Origin of the sequence: Cytobacillus firmus DS1, from assembly GCF_000565285.1 — a bacterium.
GTDB classification, from domain to species: Bacteria; Bacillota; Bacilli; order Bacillales; family Cytobacillaceae; genus Cytobacillus; species Cytobacillus firmus_A.
In genome coordinates this window covers 45,361-65,496 of record NZ_APVL01000009.1, presented here as the reverse complement: position 1 = coordinate 65,496, position 20,136 = coordinate 45,361, and the positions used below count along the sequence as shown (strand labels likewise).

The 20,136-nt window shown below is 41.0% G+C and carries 18 protein-coding genes; all 18 read left to right on the top strand.

The window, feature by feature from the left end:
• The 18 genes from icd to ytxC all read left to right on the top strand — a co-directional run bounded on the left by icd (window position 1) and on the right by ytxC (window position 19,837).
• Entirely contained in the window at window positions 1-1,269 is a 1,269-nt protein-coding gene (icd, locus tag PBF_RS13195; protein ID WP_035330291.1) for an NADP-dependent isocitrate dehydrogenase, read from the top strand.
• A gap of 208 nt (window positions 1,270-1,477) precedes the next feature.
• Window positions 1,478-2,419 carry a malate dehydrogenase gene (gene mdh, locus PBF_RS13190; RefSeq protein WP_035330290.1) on the top strand — a complete coding sequence of 314 codons (942 nt, stop codon included), beginning with the start codon at window positions 1,478-1,480 and terminating at the stop codon, window positions 2,417-2,419.
• Window positions 2,420-2,603: 184 nt separating this feature from the next.
• Window positions 2,604-3,080 carry a MaoC/PaaZ C-terminal domain-containing protein gene (locus PBF_RS13185; RefSeq protein WP_035330289.1) on the top strand — a complete coding sequence of 159 codons (477 nt, stop codon included), beginning with the start codon at window positions 2,604-2,606 and terminating at the stop codon, window positions 3,078-3,080.
• 422 nt (window positions 3,081-3,502) lie between these two features.
• Window positions 3,503-4,219, top strand: coding sequence for a response regulator transcription factor (locus PBF_RS13180; RefSeq protein ID WP_035330288.1), 717 nt, complete (start codon window positions 3,503-3,505; stop codon window positions 4,217-4,219).
• Window positions 4,216-5,991 carry a two-component system histidine kinase PnpS gene (gene pnpS, locus PBF_RS13175; protein ID WP_035330287.1) on the top strand — a complete coding sequence of 592 codons (1,776 nt, stop codon included), beginning with the start codon at window positions 4,216-4,218 and terminating at the stop codon, window positions 5,989-5,991. Before PBF_RS13180 ends, pnpS begins: the two co-directional genes overlap by 4 nt.
• Window positions 5,992-6,240: 249 nt before the next feature.
• Window positions 6,241-7,206 (top strand): FtsH protease activity modulator HflK, encoded by a 966-nt coding sequence (hflK, locus tag PBF_RS13170; protein ID WP_035330286.1) that lies wholly within the window; start codon window positions 6,241-6,243, stop codon window positions 7,204-7,206.
• A complete protein-coding gene (gene hflC, locus PBF_RS13165; protein WP_035330285.1) occupies window positions 7,199-8,131 on the top strand; it encodes a protease modulator HflC in 933 nt (310 codons plus the stop codon). The genes hflK and hflC overlap by 8 nt, the downstream gene beginning before the upstream one ends.
• Window positions 8,132-8,257: 126 nt before the next feature.
• Entirely contained in the window at window positions 8,258-10,891 is a 2,634-nt protein-coding gene (gene polA / locus PBF_RS13160; protein ID WP_035330284.1) for a DNA polymerase I, read from the top strand.
• Window positions 10,892-11,052: 161 nt separating this feature from the next.
• Window positions 11,053-11,880: a DNA-formamidopyrimidine glycosylase gene (mutM, locus tag PBF_RS13155; protein WP_035330283.1), complete on the top strand. Its 828-nt coding sequence runs from the start codon at window positions 11,053-11,055 to the stop codon at window positions 11,878-11,880.
• Window positions 11,881-11,974: 94 nt separating this feature from the next.
• A complete protein-coding gene (gene ytaF, locus PBF_RS13150) occupies window positions 11,975-12,610 on the top strand; it encodes a sporulation membrane protein YtaF (RefSeq protein WP_035330282.1) in 636 nt (211 codons plus the stop codon).
• A gap of 25 nt (window positions 12,611-12,635) precedes the next feature.
• Entirely contained in the window at window positions 12,636-13,235 is a 600-nt protein-coding gene (coaE, locus tag PBF_RS13145) for a dephospho-CoA kinase (protein WP_035330281.1), read from the top strand.
• A 246-nt stretch (window positions 13,236-13,481) separates the two neighbouring features.
• Window positions 13,482-14,513 (top strand): glyceraldehyde-3-phosphate dehydrogenase, encoded by a 1,032-nt coding sequence (locus tag PBF_RS13140; RefSeq protein WP_035330280.1) that lies wholly within the window; start codon window positions 13,482-13,484, stop codon window positions 14,511-14,513.
• Between the two features lie 323 nt (window positions 14,514-14,836).
• Window positions 14,837-15,211, top strand: a complete 375-nt coding sequence (gene speD / locus PBF_RS13135; protein ID WP_035330279.1) for an adenosylmethionine decarboxylase — start codon at window positions 14,837-14,839, stop codon at window positions 15,209-15,211.
• A gap of 132 nt (window positions 15,212-15,343) precedes the next feature.
• Window positions 15,344-15,748 (top strand): hypothetical protein, encoded by a 405-nt coding sequence (locus PBF_RS13130; protein ID WP_035330278.1) that lies wholly within the window; start codon window positions 15,344-15,346, stop codon window positions 15,746-15,748.
• A gap of 102 nt (window positions 15,749-15,850) precedes the next feature.
• Window positions 15,851-16,312 (top strand): transcriptional regulator NrdR, encoded by a 462-nt coding sequence (gene nrdR, locus PBF_RS13125; protein ID WP_035330277.1) that lies wholly within the window; start codon window positions 15,851-15,853, stop codon window positions 16,310-16,312.
• Window positions 16,313-16,450: 138 nt separating this feature from the next.
• Window positions 16,451-17,881, top strand: a complete 1,431-nt coding sequence (locus tag PBF_RS13120) for a replication initiation and membrane attachment family protein (RefSeq protein ID WP_035330276.1) — start codon at window positions 16,451-16,453, stop codon at window positions 17,879-17,881.
• Window positions 17,881-18,810, top strand: a complete 930-nt coding sequence (dnaI, locus tag PBF_RS13115; protein WP_035330442.1) for a primosomal protein DnaI — start codon at window positions 17,881-17,883, stop codon at window positions 18,808-18,810. The genes PBF_RS13120 and dnaI overlap by 1 nt, the downstream gene beginning before the upstream one ends.
• A 142-nt stretch (window positions 18,811-18,952) precedes the next feature.
• Window positions 18,953-19,837 carry a putative sporulation protein YtxC gene (gene ytxC, locus PBF_RS13110; RefSeq protein ID WP_035330275.1) on the top strand — a complete coding sequence of 295 codons (885 nt, stop codon included), beginning with the start codon at window positions 18,953-18,955 and terminating at the stop codon, window positions 19,835-19,837.
• Window positions 19,838-20,136 lie beyond the last annotated feature (299 nt).

Sequence of the window (20,136 nt, the reverse complement as noted above, 5' to 3'; positions counted from 1 at the left end):
ATGCAAGGTGAAAAAATTACAGTTACTAATGGTGTACTAAACGTACCAAACAATCCAATCGTTCCTTTTATCGAAGGAGACGGAACAGGACCTGATATTTGGGCAGCAGCTTCCCGTGTATTGGATGCTTCTGTAGAAAAAGCATATAAAGGTGAGCGCAAGCTTGTCTGGAAAGAAGTGTTAGCAGGAGAAAAGGCCTTCAACCAGACTGGAGAGTGGCTTCCTTCTGAGACACTTGATGTGATCAATGAATATCTTATTGCGATTAAAGGTCCATTAACAACACCAATCGGCGGCGGAATCCGTTCTCTGAACGTTGCGCTTCGCCAGGAGCTTGACCTGTATGTATGCCTGCGTCCGGTCCGCTGGTTTGAAGGCGTTCCTTCTCCAGTTAAACGCCCTCAGGATACTGATATGGTTATATTCCGTGAGAATACTGAAGATATTTATGCCGGCATTGAGTATGCAAAAGGCTCTGATGAGGTTAAAAAGCTAATTTCATTCCTGCAGAATGAAATGGGTGTTAATAAGATCCGCTTCCCTGAAACTTCAGGCATCGGCATTAAGCCTGTTTCAGAAGAGGGAACCAGCCGCCTTGTACGTGCTGCTATTGAGTATGCAATTAAAGAAGGCCGCAAATCTCTTACACTTGTACATAAAGGCAATATCATGAAATTTACTGAGGGTGCCTTTAAAAACTGGGGTTATGAGCTTGCTGAAAGAGAGTACGGAGAAAAAGTATTCACTTGGGCTCAATATGACCGCATCAAAGATGAGCAGGGTGTTGATGCTGCGAACAAAGCACAGGCAGATGCAGAAGCAGCTGGCAAAATTATCGTTAAAGATGCGATTGCTGATATCTTCCTTCAGCAGATCCTTACACGTCCAAATGAGTTTGATGTTGTTGCGACAATGAACTTGAACGGCGATTATATTTCTGACGCACTTGCTGCACAGGTTGGCGGTATTGGCATTGCTCCAGGAGCAAACATTAACTATGAAACTGGACATGCGATCTTTGAGGCAACTCATGGTACAGCTCCAAAGTATGCTGGTCTTGATAAGGTTAACCCTTCTTCTGTTATTCTTTCAGGTGTATTGATGCTTGAACACCTTGGATGGAACGAAGCTGCAAACATGATCGTTAAATCTATGGAAAAATCTATCGCTTCAAAAGTCGTAACATATGATTTTGCCCGTCTAATGGATGGAGCAACTGAAGTGAAATGCTCGGAATTTGCAGACGAATTAATTAAAAATATGGAATAAAAAAGCAAAAGCGCCTTTAATAAAAGGCGCTTTTGACTAATATACTATTCATGCAGTGCTATTTTGTATGCTTCCCTGAGGAAACTTCTTTTGCCGGGCAGCTGGCGATTCTCTGAAATTGTGTATATAGGATGGCTGTTCTTTGGAACAGCCTCTTACATAAAGGATGCAAATCCTGAAACTTTCATTTCTAAAAGGAGGAACTGCTATGTCATTGAAACGCAAAAAGATTTCTGTAATCGGTGGAGGATTTACTGGAGCAACAACTGCATTCTTACTGGCTCAAAAGGAACTTGGAGATGTCGTGCTCGTCGATATTCCGCAAATGGAAAACCCTACAAAGGGAAAAGCTCTGGATATGCTTGAAGCAGGTCCTGTTCAGGGATTCGATGCGAATATCACAGGTACTTCAAGCTATGAGGATACACAAGACTCTGACATTGTTGTTATCACAGCAGGCATTGCACGAAAGCCGGGCATGAGCCGGGACGACCTTGTTCAAACGAACCAGAAGATTATGAAAAGTGTAGCGCAGGAGATTGCAAAACATTCTCCAAATAGCTATATTGTTGTGCTGACCAATCCAGTGGATGCGATGACTTATACAGTTTTCAAGGAATCAGGCTTCCCGAAAAACCGTGTAATTGGACAGTCAGGTGTTCTTGACACAGCCCGCTTCCGCACATTTGTTGCCCAGGAACTGAATTTGTCTGTTAAAGACATTACAGGATTTGTACTTGGCGGACATGGTGATGACATGGTGCCGCTAGTCCGATATTCATATGCTGGCGGCATTCCTTTAGAAGCATTAATTTCAAAAGATCGTCTCGATGCCATTGTCGAGCGAACACGCAAAGGCGGAGGAGAGATCGTCAACTTATTAGGCAACGGAAGTGCCTACTATGCTCCAGCTGCTTCTCTTGTGGAAATGTGTGAAGCTATCCTTAAGGATCAGCGCCGCGTTCTTCCTTCCATTGCTTATCTCGAAGGAGAATATGGTTACGAAGGAATCTATCTGGGTGTGCCTGCAATCCTTGGAGCAAACGGAATCGAAAAAGTAATAGAGCTTGAACTGACAAGCGAAGAAAAAGCTGCCCTCGATAAATCGGCAGATTCAGTCCGCAAAGTAATGGAAGTATTAGCTTACTAGGATGGTCTTATTTAAGTGAAGAAAATTCCGGGGACTTTCTCCCGGATTTTTTTACTGTAAGTCCTTTTGGGAAATAGTATAAAATGATATCATATAAAAAATAGACTGAATACTTTAAAATGTCGAACAGTCTATTTTTTACAACAGGAATGTAAACGGTTACAATACTCGGAGGTGCTTAGCTATGCTGCTTGGAAAGAAAAGAAAACTGGGAAGAACCATTGAAGAAATATCTGTGGGCGAAAAATTGACGCTCACAGAAAAAATAGAAGACAAGGATCTATTGCTGTATCTGGGCCTGACAAACGATGCAAACCCTTTATATATTCAGCATGATTATGCTTCACAAACACCTTATAAAAAACCAATTGTACCAAGTGTAATGCTGAATGGCATCATAAATTCCGCCATATCGAAATATTTGCCGGGCCCTGGAAGCCATGTTTTAAAACAGGAAATCGAGTATACGAAGCCTGTCTATCATTATGGGACAGTTCAATTTTTATTTGAAGTAACAGAAGTGAACAGCTCAAATCATACCGTGCAAATTAAGGTACAGGGAACGAATGAAGAGGAACAGACGGTTATTAATGGACAGCTCCTTATATGCCCGCCATACAAGCCTCAGCCTATGGATGGGAATGCATTGGATAATTTCTGATAGTCAAAAGATGTGCAGCATATGCACATCTTTTTTGATGAAATCCGTCCTTTCCAACAATTGACCCGAAAAAAATCATAAAATATATTATAATAAAGATATATGGCAAAGAGGGGTTTGATAGGCAGGAGGGATACCTGCTTTTTATCGCAGTCTAACGGGCAGTAAGACCCCGCTCCAATCCTCAGAGTAAACAAAGGAGGATAATTGGGGGGCAAACTGCCTGTAAAGGCCGAATAGAAGGACAAAGACTAAAAATGTCACATCCTGTGGCAACGTCTTTGTGACCCACTTCATGTGGGCCTCAACTAACAATCTGTGGGGATAAAGACCCCCTGATTGAAGTTTCATTTTATAAAGATCGCTGACAATTAATCAGCTAAGGTTTCAAACAGGGGTAATTCATTCACTCGGAGGATCGTATGGATAAGAAAATTCTAGTTGTAGATGATGAACAATCTATCGTAACTTTACTTCAATACAACCTGCAGCAGGCGGGCTATGAAGTGCTTACAGCCATGGATGGCCAGGAGGGAAAAGATCTGGCCTTTTCTGAAAAGCCGGATCTTATTGTACTTGATCTTATGCTGCCAAAGCTTGATGGAATAGAAGTATGCAAACAGCTTAGACAACAGAAAATAGCGACTCCTATTTTAATGCTGACTGCCAAGGATGATGAATTTGATAAGGTTCTTGGTCTTGAACTGGGTGCAGATGATTACATGACAAAACCTTTCAGCCCCCGGGAAGTGGTTGCCAGAGTTAAAGCTATCTTAAGGAGAACTCAATTTGTGCCTGAAGCTGCCGAGGAGAAAGCAGAAGATGGAGATTCTTTTAGGATTGGCGGCCTTCAAATATTCCCACAGCATTATGAAGCCTATTTTGAAGAAGAACTGCTTGAATTAACTCCGAAGGAATTTGAATTGCTATTATATCTTGCCAAGAATAAGAGCCGCGTCCTTACAAGGGATCAGCTGCTTAGTGCAGTCTGGAATTATGATTTTGCAGGAGACACAAGAATCGTTGATGTACATATTAGCCATTTAAGAGAGAAAATTGAAGCAAACACCAAAAAACCTGTATATATTAAGACCATTCGCGGACTGGGCTACAAATTGGAGGAGCCTAAAGGAGAATGACGACCTTTCGCACCCGCCTGCTTTTCGCCTTGCTTTCATTAATTCTGGTTGTTTTAATTGCATTAGGCCTTCTATTAGGCCAGCTTTTTAAAAGCTATTATTTAAATACATTTGATGCACGTCTGCAAAAAGAGTCTGAAATGGCGGCTAGCTATATTGAGGGCAATGGAGGCATTGGGTCCATTAGTGTGGAGAGAATCAATGAGCTTGGTGACATACTTGATGTGCGTGTAACTGCTACGGATAGCAAGGGCAGAATATTAATGGATAGCAGCGTCAAAAGTGAGACAACACAAAACAGGCACCAGGAAATCATATTCGAAGTATTAAAAAAGAAATCTGCATATGAATCAGGATGGGAAGTAGCAGGAGGGTTTAATCTGCACTATTATTGGCAGCCTGTCATGATAAATGGCAAGAAGGAAGGCTATATCTTCTTGAGTACAAAGATGGCTGAATTCCAAAAGGCCTATCAGCAGATTTGGTGGATTTTAGCTATCAGCCTTGGGCTGTCTTTATTTATGATTATTCTGCTTGGGTCAAGAATTATGGCACGTTATACAAAGCCTATCGAGTCAGCAACACAGGTTGCGATTGAACTTACTAAGGGAAACTATCGGGCAAGAACATATGAAGACCAGGAAGATGAAACAGGTATGCTGAGCAAGTCTATCAATGTACTGGCGAGGAATCTTCAGGAAATGGTGAAATCCCAGGAAATGCAGCAGGACAGACTTGGGGCTCTCATTGAAAATATGGGAAGCGGTCTGATTCTAATTGACAGCAGAGGCTATATTAATTTAGTGAACCGGCCATATAAAGAGGTTTTCAATGTAAATCCTTCCGAATACCTTTACAAGCTCTATTATGAAGTGATAGAACACAAAGGTATTACCGAAGTGGTTGAAGAAATTTTCATGACAGAACAGAAAGTAAAAAAGCAGCTCATTATTCCCGTCAATATCGAAAGACGTTATTTTGAAGTATATGGAGTTCCGATTATCGGCACGAATGATGAATGGAAAGGGATTCTGCTTGTTTTTCATGATATAACAGAACTGAAGAAGCTTGAGCAGATGAGGAAGGATTTTGTAGCGAACGTTTCTCATGAATTGAAAACACCTATTACCTCTATAAAGGGTTTTTCTGAAACTCTTTTGGATGGTGCCATGGAAAACAAACAGACTCTTAATGATTTCCTCAATATCATTTTGAAGGAAAGTGATCGTCTGCAATCTCTTATTCAGGAATTGCTGGATCTGTCAAAAATCGAAAAGCAAGGCTTTAGTTTGTCCATTCAGCAGGTGGATCTGGCTGATGTGCTCGAAGATGTGGTGGCCATCATGAAAGGGAAAGCAGCAGAGAAAGAAATCGTTTTGGAGTATAAGAGAGGGAATAAACCTGTATATATTGAAGGCGATGTTCACCGGCTCAAACAGGTTTTTATAAATATCATATCAAATGCAATTTCTTATACGCCAAATCAGGGGGGCGTCCATATTTCGTTGGCAAAGACCGGCAGCTCAGTCTTAACCGAAATAAGGGATACGGGAATTGGAATTGAAGCCGGAGAAATACCGCGTATTTTTGAACGTTTTTATCGGGTTGATAAAGCCAGAAGCAGGAACTCCGGCGGAACAGGGCTGGGGCTTGCAATCGTAAAGCATCTCGTTGAAGCACATAAGGGAACCATCTCGGTAAAAAGTGAGGTCGGAAAAGGTACCTCCTTTATTATTGAACTTCCGAAAGTAATTATTGAAAAAAATGGATGAAGCGGCAGGATTATCTTTACATTATTTTTACAGGAGATTTATGTTCCCTTTACATTCCGCTGATAAAATCATAATTGTTAAACCCCTTCATCCAAGGAGCCATAGAAAAAGGTGAAAGCTGACCCCGCTTTCGCCTTTTTCATTTTTTTCGATTCTCCTTCTTTCTTTAACTTTTGTCATATTTATGAAACCTTTACGTAAATAATTCGTATGAAAAGTTATAGAAAGTGCCAGGAAGGGGAGAGAGAAATGATCAGCTTAAAGCGGATTTATACAATCGCAGGGCTAATTATCGCAATTGTTATTCTAAGCATAGTTGCCTTTACCACATGGTATACCGTCGATGAATCGGATCAGGCAGTCATTTTAACATTTGGGAAAGTTGAGGAAGGCATTACGGAGCCGGGACTTCACTTTAAATTGCCATGGCCTGTCCAAAGCGTGGAGAAGCTTTCAAAGGAAACCTTTTCACTGCAGTTTGGATATGAAGAAAAAGATGGAGAAATAAAAGATTTTCCTGATGAGACAAAGATGATAACCGGGGATGAAAATATCGTTCTTGCAGATTTAGTTGTACAGTGGAAAATTACTGATCCGGAAAAATTCCTTTATAATGCCGAAGAACCGGAAGAAATTCTATATGATGCTACGTCCTCATCCTTAAGAAGCATTATAGGAGGATCGAAGATAGATGCCGCGCTTACTTCAGGGAAAGCAGAGATCGAAGCGGATGTCAGAGAGCTCCTGACTTCCTTAGTTGGTAAATATGATATTGGCATATCAATCCTTGCAGTAAAACTGCAGGATGTCGAGCTGCCGAATGATGATGTAAGAAAAGCTTTTACAGATGTTACCGATGCGAGGGAAACCGCCAATACTAAAAAAAATGAAGCAAATAAATATAAGAACCAGAGAATGAATGAAGCAGAAGGTGAAAAGGAAGCTCTTATCTCCAAAGCAAATGGGGAAAAGGCAGCCCGTCTCGAAAGAGCGCGTGGAGATGTAGCAGTATTTAATAAATTGTATGGAGAATATAAGAATAACCCCGATATTACAAGAGAGCGGCTTGTCCTTGAAACGCTTGAGCAAGTACTTCCAGGTGCAGAGATATACATTATGAATGACGATGGAAACACTATGAAATATTTCCCGATCAGGCCTCTGGAGAAAGAACAGGCAAAACCGAAAGAGGAGGGAGGTACGGATAATGAGTGATCAAAATGTTGTGAATATCAATGAACGGGGCGGAAATTTCCAGTGGAGAAGCTATACTAAACTAGGAATCATCCTAGTGCTTATTATTGCAGGACTAGGAATACTGTTCAGTAATCTGTTTATTGTAAAGGAAGGGGAATACAAGGTTATCCGTCAATTTGGAGAGGTAGTCCGGATTGAGAGTGAACCTGGATTAACATACAAAATACCATTCATCCAAAGTGTGTCCACACTCCCAAAATATCAAATGACTTATGACGTGTCTGAAGCTGAAATCAATACAAAGGACAAAAAGGTCATGATTATCGATAACTATGCAGTATGGAAAATTGATGACCCGAAGAAAATGATCTCAAACGCCAGAACATTGGAGGGAGCCGAGGCCAGAATGGAAGAGTTTATCTACTCCGTGACCCGCTCCGAACTGGGTCAGCTAAATTATGAAGAAATCATTAATGACGAAAAATCTTCACGCGGATCATTGAATGACCAAATCACCACAAAAGTGAATGAGCTGCTTACAAACGATAATTATGGAATCACAGTAACAGATGTACGTATTAAACGAACGGATTTACCGGCTGAAAATGAACAGTCTGTGTATACCAGGATGATTTCCGAGCGCCAGTCGACAGCCCAGGAATATCTGTCCAGGGGTGATGCCCAGAAGAATGTTATTATTGCTGAAACAGACAGGACCGTCAGGGAAATGCTTGCGAAGGCCCAGGCAGATGCTGAAGTAATTCGGGCGGAAGGGGAAGCGGGAGCTGCGAAGGTCTACAATGAAGCCTTCTCAAAAGATCCTGAATTCTATTCCTTATACCGTACACTTGAATCCTATAAAAAGACTATCAATGGCGAGACTGTAATTGTTCTGCCTTCTGATTCACCATATGCCCGTCTGCTGATGGGGAATACTAATTAAATAGAATTAAAATGGAAGGCCGTTATTTTTCTTTCTCTATCTGCTCATGATAGAATAAAGGAAAATAACGGCTTATTTATTGTGGGCAAGGGCGCTTGCGCTTTTCTTTAGAGGAGGAGATATTAATTGGATAAAAAGAAGCTTGTTCTGATAGATGGCAACAGCATCGCTTATCGGGCATTTTTTGCTTTGCCGCTCTTAAACAATGATAAAGGAATACATACCAATGCTGTATACGGATTTACCATGATGCTGCAGAGGATTCTGGAGGATGAAAAACCGACGCATCTCCTTGTGGCGTTTGATGCGGGAAAAACAACCTTCCGCCATAAAACCTTTAGCGAATATAAAGGCGGCCGGCAGAAAACACCGCCTGAGCTATCAGAGCAGTTCCCTTATATCAGAGAACTTCTCGATGCTTACGGAATCTCCAGATATGAACTGGAAAATTATGAAGCGGATGATATCATTGGGACACTGTCCCTCCATGCCGAAAAAGATGGCTATGAAGTTAAAGTTATATCAGGGGATAAGGATTTGACGCAGTTAAGTTCTGATGCAGTCACAGTCAGCATTACCCGTAAAGGCATTACAGATATTGAAGAATACACACCAGCTCATATAGAAGAAAAATACGGAATCACACCTGACAGAATTATTGATATGAAAGGCCTGATGGGTGATAGTTCAGATAATATCCCGGGTGTGCCGGGAGTGGGCGAAAAAACAGCCCTTAAATTGCTGAAAGAGTTTGGTACCCTCGAAGAGCTCTTGGATTCTGCAGATAAGGTGAGCGGAAAAAAACTGAAAGAAAAGCTGGAAGAGTTCAAGGATCAGGCATTAATGAGCAAAGAACTTGCTACTATCGCGAGGGAAGCTCCCGTTGAAATAAAAATTGAAGATATTGAATATGAAGGTTTTGAAAAAGAAAAGGTTATAAGCATCTTTAAAGAACTTGGCTTTAACTCGCTGCTGGAAAAGATCGGCGGGGACACTGAAGCAATCGAAGAGGTACTGGATGAAATAGAATTTAGCATCGCAGACGAAATTAAAGAAGACATGTTTTCTGATGAAAATGCATTTTATGTTGAGCTTCTAGAGGATAATTATCATTATGCAGACATCATTGGTTTTTCCGTTGCAAATGATAAAGGGAATTTTTTCTTCTCAAAAGATAAGGCTTTAGAGTCAGACGTTTTTAAAAGATGGGCTGAAGATGAAACGAAAAAGAAGACAGTGTATGATGCAAAAAGATCTGAAGTGTCACTCCGGCATCATGGGATTCATCTAAAGGGTGCAGATTTTGATCTTTATATTGCTTCATATATTATTAACCCATCTCAGACTATTGAGGATATAGCATCTATAGCAAAAAATCATGGCTATCATGCCATTCAATCTGATGAAGCTTTCTACGGAAAAGGAGCAAAAAGGCGGATACCGGAAGAAACAGAACTTGCTGTGCATTTAGCAAGAAAAGCAGCAGCTTTGATGACATTGAGGGAAAAGCTCGATAGTGATTTAAAGGAAAATCAGCAATCCGAGCTGTTTTATGACCTGGAAATGCCCCTGTCTTTAATATTAGCAGATATGGAGTCAGCTGGAATTAAAGTGGATTTAGAACGCCTGAGGACAATGGGACAAGATCTGCTCTCCAAATTGGATGAAATAGAAAAGCGGATACATGAGCTTGCCGGGGAAGCCTTTAATATCAATTCTCCTAAACAGCTCGGTGTAATCCTTTTTGAAAAATTGGGGCTGCCAGTTATTAAAAAAACCAAAACAGGCTATTCCACTTCGGCGGATGTTCTTGAAAAACTTGAGAACGACCATGAAATAATCCGGGACATCCTGCACTACCGCCAGCTTGGCAAGCTTCAATCCACTTATATTGAAGGCCTGCTGAAGGTAGTTAACAAGGAAACAGGCAAAGTCCACACCAGGTTCAATCAGGCACTTACCCAGACAGGGAGATTAAGCTCAACTGATCCAAATCTGCAAAATATTCCAATCCGTCTGGAGGAAGGGCGAAAAATCAGGCAGGCATTTGTTCCTTCAGAACCCGGCTGGGCTATCTTTGCTGCAGACTATTCGCAGATTGAACTGAGAGTGCTGGCTCATATTGCAGATGATGAAAAGCTGATTGAAGCCTTTATTGAAGATATGGATATTCATACCAAAACGGCAATGGAAGTATTCCACGTTAATGCCGATGAGGTTACGTCCAATATGCGGCGCCATGCAAAGGCAGTTAACTTCGGAATAGTCTACGGAATCAGTGATTACGGCCTTTCCCAGAGCCTCGGAATCACACGGAAAGAAGCCGGAAAGTTTATTGACCGATATCTTGAAAGCTATCCTGGTGTGAAGCAGTACATGGACGATATTATCCATGAAGCAAAACAGAAAGGATATGTCTCGACCCTTCTTCACAGAAGAAGATATCTGCCAGAAATCACAAGCCGAAACTTTAACCTGCGAAGTTTTGCAGAACGCACCGCTATGAACACACCAATTCAGGGAAGTGCGGCGGATATTATTAAAAAAGCCATGATTGACATGGCTGACCGCTTAAGAAAAGAAGAGCTCAAAGCACGCCTTCTGCTGTCAGTTCATGATGAACTGATCTTCGAAGCACCTGAGGATGAAATAGAGATACTCAAAAAAATCGTACCGGACGTCATGGAAAATGCAGTAGAATTGAAAGTTCCGCTCAAAGTTGATTATTCCTATGGCCCAACATGGTTTGATGCGAAATAAAAGTTGATCTTGAGCCAATGTACTTTGCAAGTAATTCACCTATAATGATTTTCTTCTTGTGAAATGCTAAGTGCTATTAAGACCCCGGCATACAGGATTCAAAATATATCATAAAACAAAGTTCAAAGCATTTTTAACTGATTTACAAAGGGGGGATAACCATGCCGGAACTTCCTGAAGTTGAAACGGTCAGAAGAACATTGCAGGAATTGGTGATCGGCAAAACCATTGCACATGTTTCGGTTTTCTGGTCCAAAATGGTTAAGCATCCGGAAGAGCTTGCCCAATTCAAGGATGCTTTAGCAGGTCAAACCTTTCAGGACATTGGAAGGCGAGGGAAATTCCTAATCCTCTACACCAATGAGTATGCCCTAGTGTCCCACCTGAGAATGGAGGGCAGATACGGCCTTTTTTCAAAAGAGGAACCTGTTGAAAAACATACACATGTGATTTTTCATTTTACAGATGGCACAGAGCTCAGATATAAGGATGTCCGTAAATTTGGAACGATGCACCTATATGCAAAGGGCGAAGAATTTAAGACTCTTCCGCTGGCACACCTTGGACCGGAACCATTTGCAGAAGAGTTTACGGCAGACGACCTTGCTGCGAGACTTTCCCGTACCACCCGCAATATCAAAACTGCACTTCTTGATCAGAAAACGATCGTAGGGCTTGGCAATATTTATGTCGATGAAGCATTATTCCGTTCACGAATTCACCCTGAAAGAGCGGCGAATACTTTAACAAAAAGCGAATTGGAAACACTTCACAAAGAAATTGCAGATACCCTGAGAGAAGCGGTAGATAAAGGAGGGAGCACTATTCGCTCCTATGTTAATTCCCAGGGGCAAATTGGCATGTTCCAGCTTGAGCTTTTTGTTTATGGGCGAAAAGGGGAAGATTGCAAAGTCTGCGGAAGCACACTTGAGCGGATCGTAACTGGAGGCAGGGGTACAGTATACTGTCCGGCTTGCCAGAGAAAATAATAATCCGGAATAGAGCTGAAATTCGTTTCGAATAACATTGGATGGGCTTCTTCCATATACTATCGTAGCGATTGACAGGGAGGAGCTCTATTCTATGGCGCATATATTCTCACTTTTGATACTTGCTTTTGCTGTCAGTCTTGACAGTTTCAGTGTCGGTTTAACTTATGGCTTAAGGAAAATGAGAATACCATTTAAATCGATCAGTATTATCGCCTGCTGTTCAGCTATAACATTAATGGCTGCCATGACAATTGGCCATTTTATAGAAGCCTTTTTATCTCCGGCTTTAGCTGAAAGTTTAGGGGGAATCATTCTGATTTTTCTTGGTGCCTGGGTTCTTTATCAATTTTTCAGGCCGGAGAAGGTTAAGGATGTTCTGCCGCATGAAAAAACGATTGTAAACCTGGAGATCAAATCTCTTGGGCTTGTCATTAATATCCTGAAAAAGCCGATGTCCGCTGATTTTGATAAATCCGGAACCATCACAGGAATTGAAGCACTTATGCTTGGGCTCGCTTTATCGCTTGATGCTTTCGGAGCTGGAATCGGTGCAGCCATGCTTGGGTACTCGCCTTTTTACCTGGCAATGACAGTCGCCGTTATGAGTTCTCTGTTTGTATTTATGGGAATGCAGGTAGGATCCCTCTTCTCCAAAAGCGGATGGGTCCATAAGTTCTCATTCATCCCTGGGATTATATTAATCGTAATCGGGATATTAAAAATCTAGCATTTTATATGAAAGGAACTCCACTATGTCACTGACTGTAGGTTTGACAGGCGGGATTGCAAGCGGGAAAAGCACTGTTTCATCTCTCCTAATCGAAAAAGGGTATACTGTAATAGACGCGGATATAGAAGCCAGGTTAGCTGTTGAAAAAGGAGAGGAAGCTTATCAGGAAATTGTCCGTCATTTTGGGGAAAGGATTCTCCTCAGTGACGGTTCAATTGATCGTGCAGAACTGGGATCCATTATTTTTCATGATGAAACAGAGCGGAATACCTTAAATAGCATTGTACATCCTGCCGTCCGCAAAAGAATGACAGCCAAAAAGGAACAAGCTATCAGCCGTAATGAACAGCTGATTATTCTTGATATCCCGCTTTTATTTGAAAGTAAATTACAATACATGTGCGACAAAACATTATTAGTATATGCAGATGAAGATATACAGCTCCAAAGGCTGATGCAAAGAAATCAGCTGTCCGAGAAAGAAGCAATGGCAAGAATTCAATCCCAGATGCCTTTAAGAGATAAGAAGGCATTGGCCGATGCTGTAATCGATAATAATGGCACAATTAAAGAAACAGAAAAACAACTATGGGGGATTTTTAAAAAATGGAATGCTGTCTGAGGAGCCTGTGATAGGCTCTTTTTTTGATATGCCTAAAACCCAATTAGTATGACAAAAATAATCAACATACGTCTGTAAGTTAGACCATTACCTTATTAAAATGAGAAAAAGCATGGGCTGATATTTCTGAATTGTTGAACATTAAAAAATCCGCATTTTATTTATCACAAATGATTCTTAATATGTTATACTAATTACATCTTAAGGGAATAAAAAGTATAACACTAATGCGGAAGGGGCCGTAACATGAAGGCGAAAATAGCGATTAATGGTTTTGGAAGAATTGGACGTATGGTTTTTAGAAAAGCCATCCTTGATGAAAATCTTGAAGTGGCTGCCATAAATGCTAGCTATCCGGCTGAAACTTTGGCACACTTAATTAAATATGATACCAACCATGGATCATTCGAAGGAAGCGTTGTTCCGGAAGACAATGCTATTGTTGTGAACGGTAAAAGGGTTCAACTTGTCAGCAGCCGGAATCCTGAAGAACTTCCCTGGAAAGAAATGAACATTGATATCGTTATTGAAGCTACAGGAAAGTTTAATTCCCGTGATAAAGCGGCTCTTCACCTCAATGCTGGAGCTAAAAAGGTCATACTTACTGCTCCTGGAAAAAATGAAGATGTGACTATTGTTATGGGCGTAAATGAAAGCGCATTAAAAATTGAAGAACATGATATTATTTCAAATGCGTCCTGTACGACAAACTGCCTTGCACCTGTAGCAAAAGTCCTTGATGAACAATTTGGCATTGAAAACGGACTTATGACAACAGTTCATGCATATACAAACGATCAAAAAAATATTGATAACCCGCATAAGGATTTACGTCGTGCACGTGCTTGCGGACAGTCGATCATCCCGACTTCCACTGGTGCCGCTAAAGCTTTGTCGCTGGTATTGCCTCATTTAAAGGGCAAATTGCATGGAATGGCACTGCGTGTGCCAACTCCCAACGTTTCCTTAGTTGACCTTGTGGTAGACTTAAAGCGCGACGTTACAATTGAAGAAGTGAATGCGGCATTTGCAGCAGCTTCACAAGGATCTCTTCATGGTATCCTGGATATTACTGACGAACCATTGGTGTCGATCGATTTCAACACAAATGAACACTCTGCCATCATTGATGGATTATCTACCATGGTAATCGGCACCAGCAAAGTGAAAGTCCTTGCGTGGTACGATAATGAGTGGGGCTATTCCTGCCGTGTAGTAGACTTGACCAAATATGTTGCACAGGAACTTTTTCAGGCAACTGCCGTAAAAGTTGGATAATTGCCAATCTCTTTTAATATAAAACTACCCATACCCTTAAAGCCTGCCATTCCCCGGCAGGCTCCTTTTTTTGGACAAAATTAAATCCCGAGAAGGAAAAGTCTTCAGAAATTTTGCCGAAAAAAATGTAAAACAATGTGTTGCAAAAAGAAATTAAACAAAGTATACTAATCCTCGTGAACTTCTCCGAGGTTTTGGTATGGTAGCTACTTAAAGGGTTAGGACCTCTCTGGACTAACTTTCCCCCGTGGTAGTTATAGACCAGTATAAATCTGGAATTTCATTAATTAATAGCTTAAAAGTTTAAAGGGGGAAATTTGAATATGGAAACTATGGGTCGTCACGTAATCTCAGAACTTTGGGGATGCGATTTTGAAAAGTTAAATGATATGGATTATATTGAGCAGACATTCGTAAATGCTGCATTAAAATCTGGTGCAGAAATTCGCGAGGTTGCATTTCATAAGTTTGCGCCACAGGGTGTAAGCGGAGTGGTTATCATCTCTGAATCTCATTTAACTATTCACAGCTTCCCGGAGCATGGCTATGCCAGCATTGATGTGTATACGTGTGGAGATCTTGACCCTAACATCGCTGCAGACTTTATTGCAGAAGCGTTAGGAGCTCAAACGCGTGAGAATATCGAAATTCCTCGCGGTATGGGTCCAGTTCAAGTTAAACAAGCTCAAGTACTTTAATACAGAATGATCTTAGGCAATCCAGAGGTGTATTTAATACACCTCTTTTTATTTTGCCTGAAAACCATTGCCTTTAGTATCTTCATAAAAAATAGTACAATAAGGTTACAAATAATATACGGAGGAAAGAGAATGTCAATTTTCAGGCAGCTTGTCAGCCGCTATAAAAAGCAGTGTGAAACAAACGAAAACCACTCTGATCCTGAGCTCACTACAAGATACTATAGAACCAATACAGCACAAATGATGCAGACGATTGAAGAGTTATTCAAAGCAGACCATAATGTGAACATTCTCAGTATTTCCAAAGAACACGGCGAGATTGCAGCCGAACTTAAAAAAGACAAATCCTGTTTTGCCATTGTGACAGTCGTGACTGTCAAGCCTTTTGAAACGGCTGTAGATATCAATATTTCAACTGAGCAGTCCTCACCGGCAGGTGTGCATCCACTTCTTAAGAGAGAAGTTCTTTCGATATATGAAAAATTAAATAAACGGCATGATTTTCTCGGTTCTGCAAGAAACGCAGATAAATAGTTGTACTTGTACTGTCAACTCCTTTTTTATAAGATAAGAGTATCAAATAATATTCGGTAATTAGTCTAAAGCCAACTTATAAAAAAATTCGGAGCTGATTGTATGAGATGCCCTTCATGCCAAAACAATAATACCCGTGTGCTCGATTCCCGTCCTGTGGATGACAGCCGATCCATCCGCCGCAGAAGGGAATGCGAGAAATGCGGATACCGGTTTACGACTTTTGAGAAAGTGGAAGAAATTCCACTAATCGTTGTGAAAAAAGAAGGCACCAGAGAGGAATTCAGCCGGGAAAAAATACTGAGAGGCCTTATTAAAGCATGTGAAAAGAGACCGGTAGCCCTTAAAGACCTGGAGGACATTACTTTTGAAGTGGAGAAAGAACTCCGCAGCAATGGTGTCTCTGAAATAAAAAGCGATGAAATTGGCGAAATGGTCATGGACAGGCTCGCAAATGTGGACGAGGTCGCATATGTACGTTTCGCATCAGTATACAGGCAATTTAAAGATATTAATGTGTTTATTGAAGAACTCAAGGAACTAATTAAAAAAGAACAGTCATAATCAGGTCAGTTTTGCCGCGGCGCTGGTTTTTGATGAAATAGGCTGATGGGCTGAAGGGTTTTCTTTGGCTCTTTTTTTTGCGGGATATGCTTTTGATGAACAGTCTAATAAAAATTTTAATAGAAAAAGGTGAACACCATGGCCCAGCATTGGCAGGAGATGCTCCCCATTGATCGATATACAGTAGCAGCCAGCGGGCTTTTGCATGATTATGACCGGAAAGTGCTGACACTGTTATACCAGCCGCTCATTGGCTCTATGTGCTTCAGTTTGTATATGACTTTATGGGCAGAGCTTGAAGAAAATCGGCTATGGTCATCTTCAAATTCACACCATAGTTTAATGAATTTCATGGGGATGGGGCTTAAGGATATTTATGAAGCCCGCCTCAAGCTTGAAGGGATAGGACTTTTAAAGGTATATGTTAACAAAGAAGAAGAGACAAGGTCATTTATTTACGAACTGCTTCCACCGCTGACACCTGAACAATTCTTCCTTGACGGCATGCTCAATATCTATCTTTATAAGAAATTGGGCAAGAATCAATTCATGAGGCTAAAGCGATTCTTCTCAGATCAGAAGGTGCAGCCGGCCATGGGGTATGAGGAAGTAACGAAGGCTTTCCAGGATGTATTTCAATCCGGGCACCCTGGTTCGTTTGATGATGAAGTGATGCAGCTGATGAATGAAGCGGATGGGGAAGGGTATATTGGAAGACGGGAGCAGGAAGGCATTCAAATCGGAAATGAAGATTTTAATTTTGAATTGCTTCAGGCAGGGCTGAATGAATCGCTTGTACCAAAAAAAGCCCTTACAGTTAAAGTAAAGGAATCCATTAGCAATCTTGCCTTTTTATATGGAATCGACCCTATCCAGATGAAAAATATTGTCATCAGCGCCGTGAATGAAGATAATGAGATAAACATTGATGAATTAAGAAAATCGGCACGTGACTGGTATCAATTCCAAAACCACGATATGCTGCCATCCCTGATTGACAGGGTTCAGCCTGCCAGCCATCAATCTCAAAAAAAACAGCCTGAAACACAGGAAGAAGAATTGATCCGTTATTTGGAAATTACCTCACCAAGGCAGCTTTTAAAAGATATATCCGGAGGAGCGGAACCTTCGAAAGGCGATCTGCAGATTATAGAAGATGTCATGTTCCAGCAAAAGCTTTTACCCGGGGTAATTAATGTGCTGATTCAATATGTTATGCTCAAAACAGATATGAAGCTGACCAAAGGGTACGTAGAAAAAATAGCAGGCCACTGGGCAAGAAAGAAGATTAAAACACCCCAGGAAGCTATTGAATTAGCTAAAAAAGAACATCGCCAATACCTTGATTGGGCAGAAGGAAAGAAAACAGCAGGCCCAGCGGGGAACAAAAAGAAGCCGATCAGGACAGAGATGCTTCCGGACTGGTTTGATGAAAATAGCAGCAAAGCCGCCAAGAAGGAACAAGCCCAGCAGCAAAACAGCGAAAAGGAACAATATGAACGGGAATTGAAAAAAAGGGAACTTAAAGAAAAATTAAAAAAACTGCGATCACAGGAGGTGACTGATTGATGGAAAAAATTAACGAAACATTAAGGCGCCTTGCAGGCAATGAAGGTTTTCAAAAAAGATATGAAATGATGAGGAACCAAACGCTTAATCACCCTGAAGTGAAGGCTTTTATCCAAACTCATCGGGATGAATTGACATCTGAGATGGTTGAAAAGAGCCTTAGCAAGCTCTTTGAGTATACACAGCAGAGCAAGGAGTGTAATAAATGTCCGAGCTTGGAGGGCTGTGTGAATTTTATGCAGGGCTATCATCCGGAACTGGTGATTCAAAGAAGATCAATCGATCTGAAGTATGATAAGTGCCCGCGCAAGATCATGCACGATGAAAAGCGTAGAAATGAAAAACTAATCCAGAGTTTATATGTGCCGTCTGATATCCTTCATGCCACTTTTGATTCGATATATGATGATGACGACCGCATTGAGGCTGTGGATAAGGCGGCATCTTTTGTAATGGACTACCAGCCGGGGTCCAAGCAAAAAGGGATCTATTTTTATGGGAAATTCGGTGTAGGCAAATCTTATTTGCTTGGTGCTATTGCCAATAAGCTTGCAAGCCGGAAAGTATCCTCCATGATTGTCTATGTTCCAGAATTATTCAGGGAATTGAAAAATTCAATTGGTGATCAGACTCTGAACAGCAAGATGGAAACCATTAAAAAAGCACCTGTTCTAATGTTTGATGACATTGGTGCAGAAACCATGTCCAGCTGGACAAGGGATGAGATTTTAGGGCCGATTCTGCAGTTTCGCATGCAGGAAAGCCTCCCAACCTTCTTCACTTCCAATTTTGACCTCCAGGGCCTTGAACATCATCTCTCCTACAGCCAGCGCGGCGAGGAAGAGAAAATGAAGGCAAGAAGAATCATGGAACGCATTAAATACCTTGCTGAACCGGTGCTGGTGGAAGGACCGAACAGAAGAGTATAATCTGAAAGCTGCCGATCAGTGTCCGGCAGCTTTTATTATTAAATTTAGAATAGTTTAATACACTAAAAGGCTAATCACGCTTCTAACTTGGCCAAGTCCGCCATATACATAGAACAGAGATTTGTATAAAGGGGGGATTTGGTTGATCGAAATCATTTTCCAGAGCAGCACGGATGCGAGGAATTTTTATGAGCATCTTTATGAACAGCTGCAGTCTTTTAGTCACTGTGATAATAATATTCTTCATTTTGAAGATCAACATATAGTCAGAGTTTCTGTTGAAAATAGCGGCAATATCCTGAATACTGTTAAGACGGCATTTTTTCAATTTATCGTGAACCAGAAGCAGGATGATTGGTTTAAACGGATACTGATGGAGCATTATTATTATGAGGACGAAGGTGAGCAGCAGCAAATTCTTGAAATTATTCACTCTATCCTGGAAGGAAACCGTGAGGATCTTGCTGCGTTTGTCAGTGGCCTTGATGTAAAAGAAAGCTTAAAAAGTGCAATTGATCAGTTGTTTCAAGATAACATTTCCTTTTCTTTTGATTCATTCGTAAAATTTCGGATGCGCCCGCTTATGAATGAAATGACAAAGTACGTTGAAGTTTCCATCGATGAGTACAAAATGGAACAGGAATATCAGATGTTCATTCATACATTGAGAGATTTTCTGTCAGGCAGGCAGCCAAAAATTAATACGATCCATGTCCTCATGGATGAAGGTGTTTATTTTTATGACGAGCAATTGTGTGAAATTAAGCGCGGAGAGCTCTTAAGAATGATTGACCGCAAGCTATTATCCAATCATCCTGTATATGTGGATTCTGTTACGATTGCGCCGCTGCTCTCAATCGCACCTTCAGCTATTTATCTCTATTCAGATGATTTTGACCAGCCGCTGGTCAGAACAATCCGCAATATTTTTGAAGAAAGACTTCAATTAGTCTCTCTTGCAGCTTTTTATAATTATCAAAACGCCCATTCTTATGCTGATGATGAAAAATGTAAAAGATACCCTTGATTTTCCTGAAATAACAAACTATAATAACGTACATATTACAATAATCAAGCAAAAGTTGCGATGAGGATACGGGTATTCTAATACGGTTTAAAGAGAGGGAAGGCAAGGCTGAAACCTTCCTAACACGATCTGAATGCTTACCGCCTCTGAACTCCAGCCAGGAAATGGGCTGGCGGGAAAAGACCGTTATCTTACTACAGAGTCGCTTGTCTTCTAAGAAAGCGAGAAGTAGGGTGGAACCGCGTGTTAATAATAACTCGTCCCTTTTTAGGGACGGGTTTTTTTATTTTTTGTGTAAA

Coding starts and splice junctions, on each gene's coding strand:
- PBF_RS13140 (WP_035330280.1), top strand. CDS start 13,482: ATGAAGGCGAAAATAGCGATTAATGGTTTTGGAAGAATTGGACGTATG.
- pnpS (WP_035330287.1), top strand. CDS start 4,216: ATGACGACCTTTCGCACCCGCCTGCTTTTCGCCTTGCTTTCATTAATT.
- mutM (WP_035330283.1), top strand. CDS start 11,053: ATGCCGGAACTTCCTGAAGTTGAAACGGTCAGAAGAACATTGCAGGAA.
- mdh (WP_035330290.1), top strand. CDS start 1,478: ATGTCATTGAAACGCAAAAAGATTTCTGTAATCGGTGGAGGATTTACT.
- PBF_RS13120 (WP_035330276.1), top strand. CDS start 16,451: ATGGCCCAGCATTGGCAGGAGATGCTCCCCATTGATCGATATACAGTA.
- speD (WP_035330279.1), top strand. CDS start 14,837: ATGGAAACTATGGGTCGTCACGTAATCTCAGAACTTTGGGGATGCGAT.
- dnaI (WP_035330442.1), top strand. CDS start 17,881: ATGGAAAAAATTAACGAAACATTAAGGCGCCTTGCAGGCAATGAAGGT.
- PBF_RS13185 (WP_035330289.1), top strand. CDS start 2,604: ATGCTGCTTGGAAAGAAAAGAAAACTGGGAAGAACCATTGAAGAAATA.
- ytaF (WP_035330282.1), top strand. CDS start 11,975: ATGGCGCATATATTCTCACTTTTGATACTTGCTTTTGCTGTCAGTCTT.
- PBF_RS13180 (WP_035330288.1), top strand. CDS start 3,503: ATGGATAAGAAAATTCTAGTTGTAGATGATGAACAATCTATCGTAACT.
- coaE (WP_035330281.1), top strand. CDS start 12,636: ATGTCACTGACTGTAGGTTTGACAGGCGGGATTGCAAGCGGGAAAAGC.
- hflC (WP_035330285.1), top strand. CDS start 7,199: ATGAGTGATCAAAATGTTGTGAATATCAATGAACGGGGCGGAAATTTC.
- icd (WP_035330291.1), top strand. CDS start 1: ATGCAAGGTGAAAAAATTACAGTTACTAATGGTGTACTAAACGTACCA.
- nrdR (WP_035330277.1), top strand. CDS start 15,851: ATGAGATGCCCTTCATGCCAAAACAATAATACCCGTGTGCTCGATTCC.
- hflK (WP_035330286.1), top strand. CDS start 6,241: ATGATCAGCTTAAAGCGGATTTATACAATCGCAGGGCTAATTATCGCA.
- PBF_RS13130 (WP_035330278.1), top strand. CDS start 15,344: ATGTCAATTTTCAGGCAGCTTGTCAGCCGCTATAAAAAGCAGTGTGAA.